Source organism: Nitrosococcus watsonii C-113, assembly GCF_000143085.1.
Lineage (GTDB): Bacteria > Pseudomonadota > Gammaproteobacteria > Nitrosococcales > Nitrosococcaceae > Nitrosococcus > Nitrosococcus watsonii.
In genome coordinates this window covers 2,109,201-2,122,976 of the sequence record NC_014315.1, presented here as the reverse complement: position 1 = coordinate 2,122,976, position 13,776 = coordinate 2,109,201, and the positions used below count along the sequence as shown (strand labels likewise).

Annotated in this window: 20 protein-coding genes; 14 read left to right on the top strand and 6 right to left on the bottom strand. The window is 47.5% G+C overall.

The window, feature by feature from the left end; genetic code table 11:
• Nucleotides 1-80: 80 nt before the first annotated feature.
• Nucleotides 81-2,870: a valine--tRNA ligase gene (locus NWAT_RS09480; RefSeq protein WP_013220868.1), complete on the bottom strand. Its 2,790-nt coding sequence runs from the start codon at nt 2,868-2,870 to the stop codon at nt 81-83.
• Nucleotides 2,871-3,083: 213 nt separating this feature from the next.
• Entirely contained in the window at nt 3,084-3,365 is a 282-nt protein-coding gene (locus tag NWAT_RS09475; protein WP_013220867.1) for a SelT/SelW/SelH family protein, read from the bottom strand.
• 214 nt (nt 3,366-3,579) lie between these two features.
• Between NWAT_RS09475 and NWAT_RS09470 the strand changes: the two genes are divergently transcribed.
• Nucleotides 3,580-4,170, top strand: a complete 591-nt coding sequence (locus tag NWAT_RS09470) for a DUF2780 domain-containing protein (protein WP_013220866.1) — start codon at nt 3,580-3,582, stop codon at nt 4,168-4,170.
• Between the two features lie 136 nt (nt 4,171-4,306).
• Here the strand turns inward: NWAT_RS09470 and NWAT_RS17470 are convergent, their stop codons facing one another.
• Both NWAT_RS17470 and NWAT_RS09465 read right to left on the bottom strand, forming a co-directional pair.
• Complete coding sequence (locus tag NWAT_RS17470; RefSeq protein ID WP_232420094.1) at nt 4,307-4,543, bottom strand: tyrosine-type recombinase/integrase; 237 nt, start codon at nt 4,541-4,543, stop codon at nt 4,307-4,309.
• A gap of 138 nt (nt 4,544-4,681) precedes the next feature.
• The gene (locus NWAT_RS09465; RefSeq protein ID WP_232420093.1) at nt 4,682-5,389 is read right to left on the bottom strand and encodes a phage integrase N-terminal SAM-like domain-containing protein; all 708 of its coding nucleotides are present in this window, start codon (nt 5,387-5,389) and stop codon (nt 4,682-4,684) included.
• Nucleotides 5,390-5,587: 198 nt separating this feature from the next.
• Here NWAT_RS09465 and NWAT_RS15670 point away from each other — a divergent pair, with 198 nt between their 5' ends.
• The 4 genes from NWAT_RS15670 (at nt 5,588) to NWAT_RS18060 (ending at nt 8,008) form a co-directional block, all read left to right on the top strand.
• Nucleotides 5,588-6,274: an HIRAN domain-containing protein gene (locus NWAT_RS15670; RefSeq protein WP_013220864.1), complete on the top strand. Its 687-nt coding sequence runs from the start codon at nt 5,588-5,590 to the stop codon at nt 6,272-6,274.
• A gap of 273 nt (nt 6,275-6,547) precedes the next feature.
• Entirely contained in the window at nt 6,548-7,165 is a 618-nt protein-coding gene (locus tag NWAT_RS09450) for a hypothetical protein (protein ID WP_013220863.1), read from the top strand.
• A 108-nt stretch (nt 7,166-7,273) separates the two neighbouring features.
• Nucleotides 7,274-7,540: a DksA/TraR family C4-type zinc finger protein gene (locus NWAT_RS16195; RefSeq protein ID WP_013220862.1), complete on the top strand. Its 267-nt coding sequence runs from the start codon at nt 7,274-7,276 to the stop codon at nt 7,538-7,540.
• A gap of 273 nt (nt 7,541-7,813) precedes the next feature.
• On the top strand, nt 7,814-8,008 hold the full coding sequence (locus tag NWAT_RS18060; protein ID WP_408634619.1) for a GNAT family N-acetyltransferase: 195 nt from the start codon (nt 7,814-7,816) through the stop codon (nt 8,006-8,008).
• Here NWAT_RS18060 and NWAT_RS16715 read toward each other — a convergent pair.
• The gene (locus NWAT_RS16715) at nt 8,005-8,211 is read right to left on the bottom strand and encodes a hypothetical protein (RefSeq protein WP_157679876.1); all 207 of its coding nucleotides are present in this window, start codon (nt 8,209-8,211) and stop codon (nt 8,005-8,007) included. The two genes, NWAT_RS18060 and NWAT_RS16715, sit on opposite strands and share 4 nt — an antisense overlap.
• Nucleotides 8,212-8,325: 114 nt before the next feature.
• Between NWAT_RS16715 and NWAT_RS09440 the strand changes: the two genes are divergently transcribed.
• The 9 genes from NWAT_RS09440 (at nt 8,326) to NWAT_RS18055 (ending at nt 12,811) form a co-directional block, all read left to right on the top strand.
• Nucleotides 8,326-8,616, top strand: a complete 291-nt coding sequence (locus tag NWAT_RS09440; protein ID WP_013220861.1) for a BrnT family toxin — start codon at nt 8,326-8,328, stop codon at nt 8,614-8,616.
• Nucleotides 8,594-8,830, top strand: coding sequence for a BrnA antitoxin family protein (locus tag NWAT_RS09435; RefSeq protein WP_013220860.1), 237 nt, complete (start codon nt 8,594-8,596; stop codon nt 8,828-8,830). The genes NWAT_RS09440 and NWAT_RS09435 overlap by 23 nt, the downstream gene beginning before the upstream one ends.
• Nucleotides 8,831-8,984: 154 nt before the next feature.
• Entirely contained in the window at nt 8,985-9,332 is a 348-nt protein-coding gene (locus tag NWAT_RS09430) for a hypothetical protein (protein ID WP_013220859.1), read from the top strand.
• A gap of 112 nt (nt 9,333-9,444) precedes the next feature.
• On the top strand, nt 9,445-9,657 hold the full coding sequence (locus NWAT_RS09425; protein ID WP_013220858.1) for a type II toxin-antitoxin system HicB family antitoxin: 213 nt from the start codon (nt 9,445-9,447) through the stop codon (nt 9,655-9,657).
• A complete protein-coding gene (locus NWAT_RS09420) occupies nt 9,654-9,842 on the top strand; it encodes a type II toxin-antitoxin system HicA family toxin (protein ID WP_013220857.1) in 189 nt (62 codons plus the stop codon). Before NWAT_RS09425 ends, NWAT_RS09420 begins: the two co-directional genes overlap by 4 nt.
• Before the next feature lie 401 nt (nt 9,843-10,243).
• A complete protein-coding gene (locus NWAT_RS09410) occupies nt 10,244-10,441 on the top strand; it encodes a DUF2283 domain-containing protein (protein WP_002813406.1) in 198 nt (65 codons plus the stop codon).
• Between the two features lie 705 nt (nt 10,442-11,146).
• Nucleotides 11,147-11,599, top strand: a complete 453-nt coding sequence (locus tag NWAT_RS09405; RefSeq protein ID WP_041350659.1) for a hypothetical protein — start codon at nt 11,147-11,149, stop codon at nt 11,597-11,599.
• An 8-nt stretch (nt 11,600-11,607) separates the two neighbouring features.
• Nucleotides 11,608-11,910, top strand: coding sequence for a hypothetical protein (locus NWAT_RS09400; RefSeq protein ID WP_041350658.1), 303 nt, complete (start codon nt 11,608-11,610; stop codon nt 11,908-11,910).
• 649 nt (nt 11,911-12,559) lie between these two features.
• Nucleotides 12,560-12,811, top strand: coding sequence for a TIR domain-containing protein (locus tag NWAT_RS18055; RefSeq protein ID WP_157679874.1), 252 nt, complete (start codon nt 12,560-12,562; stop codon nt 12,809-12,811).
• 439 nt (nt 12,812-13,250) lie between these two features.
• Here the strand turns inward: NWAT_RS18055 and NWAT_RS09390 are convergent, their stop codons facing one another.
• On the bottom strand, nt 13,251-13,694 hold the full coding sequence (locus NWAT_RS09390) for a methyltransferase family protein (RefSeq protein ID WP_013220854.1): 444 nt from the start codon (nt 13,692-13,694) through the stop codon (nt 13,251-13,253).
• Nucleotides 13,695-13,776 lie beyond the last annotated feature (82 nt).

Below are 13,776 nucleotides of genomic sequence, written 5' to 3'. Positions count from 1 at the left end.
CGCAGATAAAATATTCAATATCTTAATTTGCAGCTTATCGTTGGGCCGGATGGATATTCTTCCATTCGGCCCAATTCTTTTTAAGGGTTTAAATCTGCTATCTCGGCCTGTTGTTGTGCTAGTGTATTTAAGGCAGCGGCTACTTCCTGGGCCCGCTGGCGTTCTTTTGCGACGATCTCAGCTGGAGCCCGTTCCACATAGTTAGAATTGGCCAGCTTTTCTTGGACTCGTGCTAGATCCTTGCGCATTTTCTGCATCTCCCGATCCAGTCGTTTAAGTTCTGCTTCCTTGTCGATAAGTCCAGCCAGAGGAATTAGAAGCTTGAGCTCGTCTACCAGGGCAGTCGCCGCAGGCGGTGGAGTTTCATCTTTTAACCATTGAATAGAGTCCAGTTTAGCCAAGGCCGAGAGAAAATTCTGGTTAGATTTTAACCAATCCTGGTCACGGGCCGTTCCAGCTTGTAACAGCAAAGGAATGGGTTTGCCAGGGGCGATATTCATTTGGGAGCGGATGGAGCGTACCCCAGTAACAAAGGCGATGACCCATTCTATTTCCGCAACGGCTTTTTCATCGATTTTATCGGTTTCTGGGCGGGGATAGGGTTGCAGCATAATGGTTTTCCCTGGGCAGCCAGCCAAGGGCCCCACTTGCTGCCAGATCTCCTCGGTAATAAAAGGAATGATGGGGTGGGCAAGACGTAACAGGGCTTCTAGCACATGGAGCAGTGTGTGACGGGTGCCCCGCTTAGCGGCTTCTGGGCTAGCCGGGTTATTGAGTACCGGTTTGGAAAGCTCCAGATACCAATCGCAATACTCATTCCAGGTAAAATCATAGATTGCCTGGGCAGCTCTATCAAAACGGTAATTTTCGATACCCTCGATAACTTCCTGTGTCGTTGATTGGAAGCGGGAGATAATCCAGCGTTCCGGGGCACCTAGCATGAAATTTGCTTCGGTTTGCTCCGGCTTGCTTTGTTTCTCAGCCACTATTTCCGAGGACGCATTCATGAGAACATAGCGTGCCGCATTCCAAAGTTTATTGCAGAAATTGCGGTAGCCCTCAATCCGGCCTAAATCGAAGCGGATATCCCGGCCCCGGGTGGCCAGAATAGCGAAGGTGAAACGCAGGGCATCGCAGCCGAAAGAGGGAATTCCCTGGGGAAATTCCTTACGTGTCGCTTTTTCTATACGCTTGGCCATGGCTGGCTGCATCAAACCACCGATTCGCTTGGTGACTAGAGTTTCCAGATCAATGCCATCAATGAGATCCAGAGGATCAAGGACATTGCCCTTGGATTTAGACATCTTCTGGCCCTCGGCGTCACGAACCAGACCGTGAATATAGACTTCGTGGAAGGGAACCTCTCCCGTGAATTTCAGGCCCATCATGATCATCCGGGCCACCCAGAAAAAGATAATATCAAATCCGGTGACCAGGACACTGGTGGGGTAGAAAGCCTGCAGCGAAGAGGTTTTTTCCGGCCATCCCAAGGTAGAAAAAGGCCACAAAGCCGACGAAAACCAGGTATCTAGTACATCCGGATCTTGTTCTAACGGGAGATCGGGAGGAAGGTTGTATTTTTGGCGGGCTTGGGTTTCCGTGGATGCGACATAGATTTTGCCTTCTGGATCATACCACGCCGGAATCCGGTGTCCCCACCAAATTTGGCGGGAGATACACCAATCTTGAATGTTTCGCATCCACTCAAAATAAATTTTATTCCAGTTTTCGGGAATAAAGCGGATTTGGCCATTTTCTACCGCTTGAATCGCGGGCTCGGCCAAGGGGGCGGTTTTCACGAACCACTGATCGGTCAAATAAGGCTCGATGACGGTGCGGGAGCGATCGCCCCGGGGTACCATGAGCTTATGATCTTCAATTTTTTCTAATAAACCGGCGGCTTCCAGATCAGCCACGACGAGTTTACGAGCCTCGAAGCGGTCCAAGCCTTGATATTTTTCAGGGACGTTTTCGTTGAGAGAGGCATCCACCGTAAAAATATTGATGAGGGGCAGTTTATGCCGTTGTCCCACCTCGTAGTCGTTAAAATCATGGGCTGGAGTGATTTTTACGCAGCCGCTACCAAATTCTGGCTCCACATAGTCATCGGCAACCACGGGAATGGTGCGATCTGCCAGCGGCAAAGCAACCGTTTTGCCGATAAGATGCTGATAGCGAGGGTCTTCCGGATGGACCGCCACTGCCGTGTCTCCCAGCATGGTCTCAGGGCGGGTAGTGGCCACTACCAAGTGCCCGCTGCCATCCGACAGGGGATAGCGCATATGCCAAAGGTGACTATTTTCCTCTTCCGAGGTAACTTCCAAATCTGAAATAGCAGTATGAAGCACTGGATCCCAATTCACCAAACGCTGGCCGCGATAGAGGAGTCCTTCATCATAGAGGCGTACAAAGACTTCGCATACTGCTTGGGATAATCCCTCGTCCATGGTAAAGCGTTCCCGGCTCCAATCCACGGAGGCCCCCATGCGGCGGAGTTGGCGGGTGATGGTGCCACCTGAGTGTTCCTTCCACGCCCAAACACGCTGGATAAAAACCTCCCGGCCTAAATCGTGACGAGTTTTTCCTTCGGCATTCAGCTGATTCTCTACTACCATTTGGGTTGCGATTCCGGCATGGTCAGCACCTACTTGCCATAGGGTCTTGTCCCCTCGCATCCGATGATAGCGGATTAGAGCATCCATAATGGCGTTCTGGAAGGCATGTCCCATGTGCAGGTGGCCGGTGACATTGGGGGGTGGGATCATAATGCAGTAGGAGGAGTCTTTCCCCTGGGGAGTAAAATAGCCTTTCTGCTCCCAGATTTGGTACCAGTATTGTTCTATCGCTTGCGGGTTATAGCTTTTATCCATGGGGGTCGGTAAATCGTTGTTTATTTATTAGAGAAACGGAAAGGACAGAAATTCTGCCCGTAGTTTAAGTATTATACATTTCATAAGGCTTAAATCTCTGGAGTACAATCTCTAAGATTAAAATTATGATTACAGGCTAAAAAGATGATGAGTGGTTTGGGCTTCCTGGTAAACCGAAAGCTCCCAGGTATGCAGAGAATATATAAACATAGTTTACTTGTGTTTTTTATCCGCATGACCCAGATCCTTGGTGGGGGCTATTTGGTTTCTGACAAGCCGCTTTAGCTCGGTAATTTCAGGGAATCGACCGGCTTCTTTTCGAGACCAGACAAGCTTACCGTTAGCCAATATATTGAAAACGCCACCCGTTCCAGGCCGTAGTGTTAATTCTGAGATTTCCTGCTCGAAAGTTGTTAATAATTCTTGCGCTATCCAGGCTGCTCTAAGCAACCAACGGCACCCGGTACAGTATTGTATTTCTACTTTATTAGACATATTCCAGAATGGATTTTATAGTAAGGATAGATACAATAGTAATATTGTCCGATGTCCAATAACCATAGGAATTTGAAGAAAGCAGGGAATTGGCATGGGTAGATGGAGCAACCTTGCCCTAAAGTGATTAAGAAAGAAATATTTCTCTAGAGTAGCAGAGGGCAGCAGGGCACTACTCGCTACAGCTGTAAATCAACCTTAGAAAGGAATTGTAATGAGAATAATAGATTGTATAAAAATTGGTATTTTAATATTAATTTTATTGGGTATGGGATGCGCGACTAAGGGGGGAGAGGAAAATGTTGCTAGCTCTGTGGATAGTGGCTTAGCAACAGTTGAACAGGCGGCACAAGGGGGAAGGCAGGCGATTGAATCGGGAACAACTGCTGCTAAAAATATGGAGAATCAAGCCAATTTAGCGGATATTTTGGTTAACCAATTAGGTGTTTCTGAGCAGCAGGCCATGGGAGGTGCTGGCGCAATTTTCCAAGAAGCTAAAAATAATATGAAGCCTCAAGAGTTTACAACCTTGTCTCAGTCTGTGCCAGGAATGAGTGATATGCTGAATGCGGCACCTAACGTGTCTGGTTCGGCGCCAGGTATGGCTACTAGCGGCCTTTCCTCAATGATGGGTGATGCAAATAACGCATTAGGGAGCATGACTTCCTTAGCCTCTTCATTTCAACAATTGAACCTTTCTCCTGATATGGTCAGCCAATTTGTACCTGTAGTGACTAATTACGTGAGAAATACTGGCGGGCAAGCGGTAGCTAATTTATTACGGTCAGCCTTGGGCGCACCTTGATTTTAGTAAGGTCGATTCAAATAAAGTAGCAAGAGGGAAATAAGTTTATCGCTATTTCCCTCTTGCTTTAACGAATGAATCAGAAAAGAAGCAGGCAATTTACCGTGAATTATTTAAATATCAAATTGAAGGGCCATTATTGAAAGATATTCGAATTTTGACAAGCCAAGGCGCTGGGTAAGGAAAGGTTTGCTCTGACCCAATTATTATGCAAAAATCCGCGACCTAGCCATCCAATACCCAAATTATCTAGCGGACTGATAACGCCTTGCCTACCTTGATTTAAAACATGCGTATAAATCATTGTTGTTTCCAGATCGCTATGTCCCAATAACACCTGAATGGTAAGAATATCAATGCCGCGTTGCAGCAAATGCGTGGCAAAACTGTGCCGAAAGGTATGTGCAGAAACCCGCTTGGTAATACCCCGCTTGTCGAACCGCAGCCTTGATCGCCTTATTGATCAGCGATTGATCTATATGATGGCGTCGAGTCAAACTCGACAGAGGGTCTACCGATAACGAACGGGCCGGAAACACATATTGCCAGCCCCATTCCCGTTCGGCATGAGGATATTTTTTGCCAGCGCATACGGCAAATACACCGCACCGAAGCCGTCGGCCAAATCCTGCTTGTGAATCGCCTTGACCTTTTCTAAATGATTTTGCAGTAACGGTATCATGGCCGCAGAAAGCGGGGTTATCCTATCCTTATCGCCCTTACCAGAGCGCACGGTAATCTGTTGATAATCGTAATCGAGATCCTGCACCCGCAACCGAACGGCCTCGCTAATCCGTAAGCCACTGCCGTATAACAATTTCACCGCCAACTGCGCCACGCCTTCAACCCGTGGCAATACCTGCCTGACCTCGTCCAACGACAGCACTACTGGCACATGCCGACTAGTTTTGGAGCGAATGGCCTCGATATGCTTGGCCAGCGGCATATCCAGAACCTGCTTGTATAAAAACAGCAACGCATTCATCGCCTGATTTTGAGTGGCAGGCGCCACTTTGCGTTCTGTTGCCAGATAGCTTAAAAACGTTTCTATCTTGGCTTCACTGTTTTCAAACAGCGCAGATCTTTCGTTGAGTTGGTGAAATTTGACAAACTGCTTAATCCACTCACAATAAGAGCGCTCGGTGTGCAGTGAATAATGCTTGAGCCGCATGATGCGGCGAATATCTTCCAGCAAGGTTGGCGATTTGGTGCTTGGCATCAAATAGTTAGTGGCTATAGTGAGGCGACATATCATTATATAGGCAAATTTGCCTGAATTGATGGCTAATTATCATGTTATCAAGGCAAATATACATGTTTTGGGTATTATCAGGGCAAAAGTGCCTGAAAAAGCCGGCAATATCAATTTATCAGGCAGATTTGCTTGATAATCAATAGTTAGATTAATGGGGGTTCAATGAGTAGTACATTTACAGTGCGTCTGCGCGGAAGCCCTTACGCAAATAGTGACGGAATCCAGCGCCAAGATCTTGTAGTAAAGTGTCGTCGTGGTGACCGCTTAAGTTTAGTGGCAGAGCCTGACAATCCACATGACCGCCATGCGGTCGCAGTGTTCAATGGTACTAGGCAGCAACTTGGTTACCTACCGTCGGATGCAAGAGATGCCTCTTCCATCCTGAGAGGGGAGCCGATCGAAGCGAAAGTTTTGAAACGGATAGGCGGTACAAAATGGTGGCATAGGCTTCTTGGCCAAAAAAGAAATTACGGCCTTCTAATCACGCTAATAAAAAGTGAAATTGATTGGGCTGCTCATAGTGCTAATCGCGAGCTGGCAGAGAAAGTCGACGCAAAAGTAAAAGCGGCTTTAGAAAAGGAAAAATCAAACGGCCAAATTGAGAGCGTCGTCGAAGCCTATCGTGAAGCAATGATCTGTGTGATTGATATAAATAAAAAAAATCGCACAGCGGCGGCACATCGCTACAAACACGCCCCGATAAACAGGCTGACACTGTTATTAGTCAAACTAAAGCGGCCAGCTGAAGCAAAGGAAGAATATGAAGCCTGGAAATCCGTAGTCGACCCAATAGGGCTTACTAAAGCGGACAATGAGGCCCTGAAGAGAAGGATTGCGAAGCTTGGTTAATCTAACAAGTGGTTGCAGCCGACGCCCAACCCGCTGGCGCGCTTTGGGTTCCCTCCGCGCTTCGCGCTCCGGCGCGGCTGAACCACGGCGTTCGCGCCGCTGCGCGGCGCGAATCGGGGAGTTAACTGCGCCAAACGGCTGCCCGCGCCACTACGCATCGCGAACAACCGTTCGACGGGCAGAACCTCCTGCATCATCAGACGCCGTGCGCCTATGTATGCAGGAGAACCCGCCGTCAACTCCCCGATTATGCGTTACAAGAAGTGAGTCAGTATGGATAAAACAGCTTATATATTGATTGGTGTGGTTCTGGGTGTTCTGCTTAATGCCATCAAGGAATGGTGGTTTCAGAAAGGAAAGAACAAAAAAGATCTTGAATATCTAGCCATTCGCATCTCTTGCATCCTCGATACCTTCATAAATGGATGTGCTGATGTCGTGGCTGATGATGGCCTTTGTTATGGCCAACCAGATCAAGACGGGTGTAGGTCAATACAAACAAAAACACCAAACTTCGATCCGCTTTCTGTTGAAGTAGAATGGAAGGCTCTTCCGGCGAGCTTAATGTATGAGGTGCTTAGCCTCCCCAATCAAATAGAAGCCGCAAATCATAAAATATCCGGGGCATTTGAATATGCTGCCTCGCCGCCAAACTACGAAGAAGGATTTGAAGAGCGTCAATTGCAATACGCTGCGCTGGGATTAAAGGCACATGGCTTGGCTTCAAAATTACGCAACATTGGGAAGTTACCTCCTCAAGTCGCTCCGGCACCAGATGAATGGAATCCAATGCAATTCATGAAGGAAGCGGTCGATAAGATTGAGAAATTACAAAAAGAACGCAACGCAAGAAACAAAGCGTTCATGCAGAAAATTAATGAAAGCGCATAACAAGACGCTTGTTCGGACGCAAACTACGCTGCGCTTCGTTTGCGCCGCACAGCTTCAACGTTATGTGTAAACTTCAATAATGAACAAACGTAGCAAAAGGTATTAGCAATGGCGGGTGGTTGGGCGCGTGATGGAGCGGTACAAGATCAAATTGAAGCTAGTGTAGAAGATGCAGTCAAACGAGCTCGGAGTAGAATCACATCAGGCGAGAGCGCAACACACTGTGAAGAATGTGGTTCGCCTATTCCAGAACCAAGGCGTAAGGCAATTCCTGGCGCGCAATACTGTATATCTTGTCAGTCCGCCATTGAGGCTCAGGAGGTTAGTACCGGTGGCATCAATCGGCGCGGTAGCAAAGATAGCCAGATCAGGTAATGTGGCATGCGGCAACTACTTCACATAACAAGGCAATTAACTACGCGCCTGCGGCATCGGACGCTCGTACCTCGCGCCGGTTATTGCGGCGTTAGGCGGCAAGAGCGCAGTGGTCAGCATTCGTCCAGCTGAGCCATCCGAGAGCAGTGAGCTTACTGAATTAGCTATGCGATCAAAGGGCCATTGGGGATACTCAGCGGAATTCATGGCGTCGTGTCGCGCGGAACTGACGGTTACGCCCGCAGACGTGGCGAATGACGTGCTGTCATATTTGTGGCGGTGGAAGACGAGAGAAAGCTTGGTTTTTGCGCGCTTGAGAGACTCTCATTGACCCAGTTCGAGCTGGAGGCGCTATTTGTCGAGCCACAGCGGATGGGTTGCGGCATCGGAAGGGCGCTGGATGGCGCACGCAGTCCACTTTGCTCGCGGACATGGAGCTCAGTCCATCCTTATTCAGGGCGGTCCTAATGCTGCTGGCTTTTACGAGTCGTCTGGGGCGATACAGATAGGTGAGCGCGAATCAGATAGCATCCCTGGTAGGTTTCTGCCTGAGTATTGGATTTCGCTGTGAGCTGTAGTGCTTTCGCCGCTCGCATCGCCGGACCATCGCGTGGCGTTGGTAGTTTGCCGCCTAACAAGTCGCTGCACCGGACGCCGGACGCATCTGTCACGCGGCTTTCGAGAGCAACCCGCGCGCCAGTTGCTGGCGCCGGGGAGCTCAGACGTTCTTCGCGCCAGAAGATTGACGTATGGCTAAATAGCCATATTTAGACTATCCTTATTCCATGAACGAATCGAACTTCGAGTGGGATGAGGCGAAGAACACCGCCAATCAGCGTAAACACGGGGTTTCGTTCTACGAAGCTCAGTACGCCTTCCTCGATCCAAAGCGTGTGATAGCTGAAGATCTGAGCCACAGTCAGAATGAGAAACGGTATTACTGCTTTGGTACCAATCAGGAAGGCACCGGTATTATCACGGTTCGGTTCATGTATCGATTTAGCCGCATCCGAATAATTGGTGCAGGTTACTGGCGCAAAGGTAAGAAGGTCTATGAGCAAGCGAATTCGGTATAGCGAAGAGCCGATTGGTGAGATCAAGCTAGTGCCAGATTTTCTTCCGTCTCCCGAAGAGCTGGCACTGAAGAACGAGCAAACAAAGGTCACTATTTCGTTGAGTTCCGAAAGCGTTGCCTTTTTCAAGGAAGAGGCAAAGAAGCATGATATGCAATATCAAAAAATGATCAGGCAACTGCTTGATGAGTACGTCGCACAGCAGAAGAGGCGCTAACAAGTCGCTACAGCAGACCGCCTGCAGCGGCCGCTGAGCTCAAGCGTTCGACTGGCAGAGCCCCCTGCATCATCAGACGCTGTGCGCCTATGTATGCAGGAGAACCTGCCCGTCAACTCCCCGATTATGTGTAATCTTGGCAGGAGATAACGCCATGTCATTAACTGAAGAATCACAGTTAAGAAGTGTTACAGGTATTACGGAAGAGCAAAAAATGAACATCGTTAACTTTTTGCAGGGCGCAGTCTATTGTTGGTGTAAAAATCGGAAAGATGAATGGTTTTCTTTAAGAGATTTAATGGGAGAGGATAACTATTATTGGGAAGGTACTCCACTTCTTCCTCTCTATATTAAGCACGAAGGAGCCAATGACGATCCCGTAAAAGAAGCTGGCAAAGATGCAGGTTGGTTACTGAAAGAGGTTGTAGCTAATGATAAGAGGGTCTTTGATACTAAAAAAGAGTCTCTTATTAGGCACTATCGCTGGGTGCCAAGTGAATAAAACACATAACCAAGCCATTAAGTTCGCGCACTTCGTGCGCCGGACCTCGTTTCGCTCGGTCGCTTATGGCGGGCGTTAGCGGCAGCAAATGAACAGTAAGGAGGTAATGACCATGAAAAACGAATATACCGCTGTGGTAAAACAGGAGGATGATTGGTGGGTAGGGTGGATCGAAGAGGTTCCCGGGGTCAATTGCCAGGAAAAGACATACGAAGAATTGAAAGAGACTTTGGAGATTACGTTAAGGGAGGCATTGGAATTTAACCGCCAGGATGCGTTGACTGCTGCTGGCAATGGTTACAAGGAAGAAAAAATTTCCATATGAAGAGAAATGAATTTCTCCAGTACCTGCGCAGCCAAGGATGTAATCTTTTGAGGGAAGGCAGTAAACATTCATGGTGGCATAATCCTACTCTGAACAAGCGGTCTGCGATTCCAAGGCATTCCGAGATAAAGGATATTTTAGCAAAGAAGATATGCAAAGACCTTGGTGTAGAGCCAATCAAATAGCTGCTAACAAGGCGCTGCACTTGACCGTTTTTTCGCTGCGCTCAAAAACGGCAAGTGAGCTTAGTCGTTCGATTGGCAGAGCCCCCTGCATCATCAGACGCTGTGCGCCTATGTATGCAGGAGAACCCGCCCGTCAACTCCCCGATTATGCCGACAAGAAACATGACAGTGAAGGCAACGAAATACTTCCAGGCAACTCGGGTCAGACCGGATCGAGCGATAATCAAGGACGAATGGATTCAGCATGTAGTCCGGTTCCCTGACAGAGAGCACATACATGCAGACGGCCGAATAAGGCGATGGGCTAGAATTGAAGAAATGGAAAACCGATACCTGCGGGTAATCTTATTGTCGGATGGCGAAACCGTATACAACGCATTTTTTGACAGAGGGTACAAGGCATGAAAGTCAGCTATTTCGAAGATACTGACACGCTGTACATCGAGTTCCGCGACAATGACATAGCTGAGTCTAAAGATCTAGATGAGAACACTATTCTCGATGTAGATGCCAACGGTAACGTCTGCGCTATCACGTTCGAGCATGCAAGCCAGCGCACTGATGTAAGCCGTTTGATTGTCGAAGGCATTGCGGCATAATCAATAGTTCGCGCCGCTGCGCGGCGCGAATCGGGGAGTTAACTGCGCCAAACGGCTGCCCGCGCCACTACGCATCGCGAACAACCGTTCGACGGGCAGAACCTCCTGCATCATCAGACGCCGTGCGCCTATGTATGCAGGAGAACCCGCCGTCAACTCCCCGATTAAGTATTTTCATGTTATCGGGATGCATAGCATGGAGGATAAATAATTTTACTACGACCTAGCGAAGGTTACCGCAAACACGATGGCAAACTGAAGTAGCTTCATGCTGGTGTTCCAATCGGTGCTTTTAGCGACAACTGTTGGGGCGTCAAGAGAACTAGTATTGTGTTCGCTTTATTTATTCTCGGCTCTCTTAGCGCCGTAATATGATTGTATTTGAATTATTTGACAAAACTCCAAGAAGGCGAAATATTTTGTAGATTAACATCGGAAGATGAGCGAATTGAAGATCTTTTAAATTCCGTTTACAAAAATAAATTCGCCAATCGGAGTGTAGATATTTCATTTTTAATGACATATCCATTACCGATAATTTTTCTCATCTTATAGTGCGTTATCGGCCTTAGTCTTTTATCAGGATGACATGCTATACCTAACGAGGCGCTGCAGTTGACCGCCCAAAGCGCTGGCGCGCTTCGGGCCCCCTCCGCGGCCTTCGACCGCTCCGGCGGCAACTGAGCTTGGGCGTTAGGTTTTAAGATGAATTTCTCTGACTTCGAGCAACATGCTATCGAGTCGGTCCTAAAATCTCGGGGGGCAGGAAAGCATGCATTCCGCTCAAGCATTCGCCATCTAGAGCGATCTTTCGAGCTAAAAAATTCAATGCCAGAAGTGTCGATATTTCTGGGAATTACAAGCGAGGAAGAGGCGGCCACCGCGATTTTCCATGCATTAAAAAAGAGAAAATATCCAGGGGCAGAGAAGCTCAACCCCAAAAATCATATTCACAAACTTGCTCTCCATCCGTTTTGTTTGGCTATAGGGAGGTCGTTTGAAGAAATCATGGGAACGGAGAAACTAGTTTTAGAGTTTAACGAGAAGTTACAATCAGATGGTTCTGAACGCCTTCGTTTACGGTTTTCTGCTTATGATGCCAATCAAAGGGAAACATGGTTATACCCTCTTCCCCACTTAACTTTACTGTCAAACTGAATGGCCAAATGTACCGCTTCACAAATGAACTCCAAGCCATCGCAAATGAGAAAAATGCGAAGACTGCATATGAGTACGTTAAGAAACTTGCAAATAGGAGAAACAAAGCTTTATACGCAGCACCACAGGGTATCCCACACGCAGAAAACGTTGAGGATTTTCTGATTTACAGAAAGTTTGTTTGGTTTTCTTACTTGGCGGCCTACTTGCTGATTGAGCCTTACAGTGAGCGACAGGGCTTTGTTGTTCAGGCAATTAGTGCGTATCTTCAACTATTACGCCTGGTGTCAATTGATACGTCAGAAACATAACAAGTAAATGCAGCCGACCAACTTTCCGCTACGCCCCTTCGGGGCTTCGCTCCAAGTGACTGCGTCGCTATCGCTCCTTGGCCCTTCGTGCTCGGCTGATTTACGGTGTTAGGCGGCTGCAAGCTAGAGGGTAGATTTCGAGGTATACTTTGCGAATGAGCAACGAATTTACAGCTATTTTCGAGCGTGACGGCGACTAGTATATCGCGTATTGCTCTGAAATCCCGGGTGCAAATGGCCAGGGTCGTACAAAGGACGAGGCTCGAGAGAGCCTTGCCGAAGCGATTTCTCTTATTCTCGCGGACCGCCCAGAGGATATGCTTCGTGGACTGCCTGACGATGCGGAGCAGGACACGGTGAAAGTTGGGTGAAGCATGGCGTATTCCTGCGCCATTTGAGGCGCCACGGCTGTTATCTAAAGCGAGAAGGATCAAGGCACTCACTCTGGTGTGTAATCCTTCAACCGGCACTGCGGAAGCTGTTCCAACGCATCCGGAACTTTCGAATCGGCTCGCGGAGAAGATATGCCGGGGCCTCTCTATCCCGAAAATCGGCGGGTAATTCCGCCTAACAAGGCGCTTGAGCGGACGCGGTTAACCGAGTTGCCCTCCTTGGCGATCCGTCCGCGCCGCGAATCGGGAAGTTGGCTGTGTCAAACGTCGCTCCAAGGATTTTCCTCTCGTATTGCCATGCTGATGCAAGTAAGGTGCGTAAAATCAAGGAAGACTTAGGGTGCAGCAGTATAGAACTTATTCGAGACGAACGTGCTTTAGGATATACGGAGGATATCGAATCCTACATGAAGAAGATAAGGACGACTGATTACGCACTAGTTATTGTGAGCGATGTCTTTTTGTATAGTACAAACTGCATTGCATGTTTGAAATTCATGGGTTCCTAAAAGATGAAAATTACCAAGACTGGGTTCTTCCTGTCATATTTAGAGACTACGTAGATGAAGGAAAAGAAAGAGAAGGAGCAGAAATCTACGCGCCCGAAGCAGCCGCAACTTACGTCAAATTTTGAGAAGATCGGGAGACAACCCTACGTAAACAACTGGAGGGGATCGGTATTTCAAACTTCATGCACTTTGCTCAAGGCTACATTATTTCTTCCCACGGATCGCCTCTTTCCGCTTATTTTTATATATTTCATAGTTAACCTCAATTCTTTAAATACATGCTTGGCGGGCAGACTCCGGTAATTGATTACATTGGTTAAGATTGCTTTGGCTAGTTTCCTCATAAATATTTTTAGCCCCACAAGCAGAGGTTAGTAATATCCCTATCCCTAGGACCAATCTTGATTGGTTGATGGATGTCATTGAGGGTCCTAAACATTTAAAAAATGAAAGGAATAAATTTTTTTGTTGTTGTCATATAATCTGTATAGGTGGGAAAGTGTTCCCTAAGAAGATTTTCCTCAATGCGAGATTTAGCTATTAAAACTAAAATCAAAATGGCTAGGCCAAGAAAATTTAAGGGATGAGAATTATAAATAGTGATACCCAACATCATTATCAATAGGCTGGTGTACATAGGGTGACGGATATATTTGTAAGGACCATGGATGATGAGTGAAGCATTTGGCTTGATTTCAGGGTGGATGTTGAAGTTACCTAATTGATTAAAATACAGGGTGATGACTCCGCCTGCTGCTCCGATAGCCACGAGAGATAGGCTTACCGTTAAGTTTTTATCCCCTAACCCAAGAGGTAAACAGCATAGAATAATGGCTAGGAATTGTAATATGACCAGTGAATAGCCCATTAATTTAGTATTCATAATGACCTTTCAGGAGATAACGAGGATGTTTGGTCAAGAAAATCATGCTGAACGGGGAGACTTCCAGCTTTGAGGATATAGC

Bases quoted from the DNA above. Each gene is read 5' to 3' on its own strand.
- NWAT_RS09410 (WP_002813406.1), top strand. From the start codon at position 10,244: ATGAAAGTCAGCTATTTCGAAGATACTGACACGCTGTACATCGAGTTC.
- NWAT_RS09470 (WP_013220866.1), top strand. From the start codon at position 3,580: ATGAGAATAATAGATTGTATAAAAATTGGTATTTTAATATTAATTTTA.
- NWAT_RS09400 (WP_041350658.1), top strand. From the start codon at position 11,608: ATGTACCGCTTCACAAATGAACTCCAAGCCATCGCAAATGAGAAAAAT.
- NWAT_RS16195 (WP_013220862.1), top strand. From the start codon at position 7,274: ATGGCGGGTGGTTGGGCGCGTGATGGAGCGGTACAAGATCAAATTGAA.
- NWAT_RS09450 (WP_013220863.1), top strand. From the start codon at position 6,548: ATGGATAAAACAGCTTATATATTGATTGGTGTGGTTCTGGGTGTTCTG.
- NWAT_RS09420 (WP_013220857.1), top strand. From the start codon at position 9,654: ATGAAGAGAAATGAATTTCTCCAGTACCTGCGCAGCCAAGGATGTAAT.
- NWAT_RS09405 (WP_041350659.1), top strand. From the start codon at position 11,147: ATGAATTTCTCTGACTTCGAGCAACATGCTATCGAGTCGGTCCTAAAA.
- NWAT_RS09425 (WP_013220858.1), top strand. From the start codon at position 9,445: ATGAAAAACGAATATACCGCTGTGGTAAAACAGGAGGATGATTGGTGG.
- NWAT_RS09480 (WP_013220868.1), bottom strand. From the start codon at position 2,870: ATGGATAAAAGCTATAACCCGCAAGCGATAGAACAATACTGGTACCAA.
- NWAT_RS09435 (WP_013220860.1), top strand. From the start codon at position 8,594: ATGAGCAAGCGAATTCGGTATAGCGAAGAGCCGATTGGTGAGATCAAG.
- NWAT_RS15670 (WP_013220864.1), top strand. From the start codon at position 5,588: ATGAGTAGTACATTTACAGTGCGTCTGCGCGGAAGCCCTTACGCAAAT.
- NWAT_RS09440 (WP_013220861.1), top strand. From the start codon at position 8,326: ATGAACGAATCGAACTTCGAGTGGGATGAGGCGAAGAACACCGCCAAT.
- NWAT_RS09475 (WP_013220867.1), bottom strand. From the start codon at position 3,365: ATGTCTAATAAAGTAGAAATACAATACTGTACCGGGTGCCGTTGGTTG.
- NWAT_RS09430 (WP_013220859.1), top strand. From the start codon at position 8,985: ATGTCATTAACTGAAGAATCACAGTTAAGAAGTGTTACAGGTATTACG.
- NWAT_RS09465 (WP_232420093.1), bottom strand. From the start codon at position 5,389: ATGCCAAGCACCAAATCGCCAACCTTGCTGGAAGATATTCGCCGCATC.
- NWAT_RS09390 (WP_013220854.1), bottom strand. From the start codon at position 13,694: ATGAATACTAAATTAATGGGCTATTCACTGGTCATATTACAATTCCTA.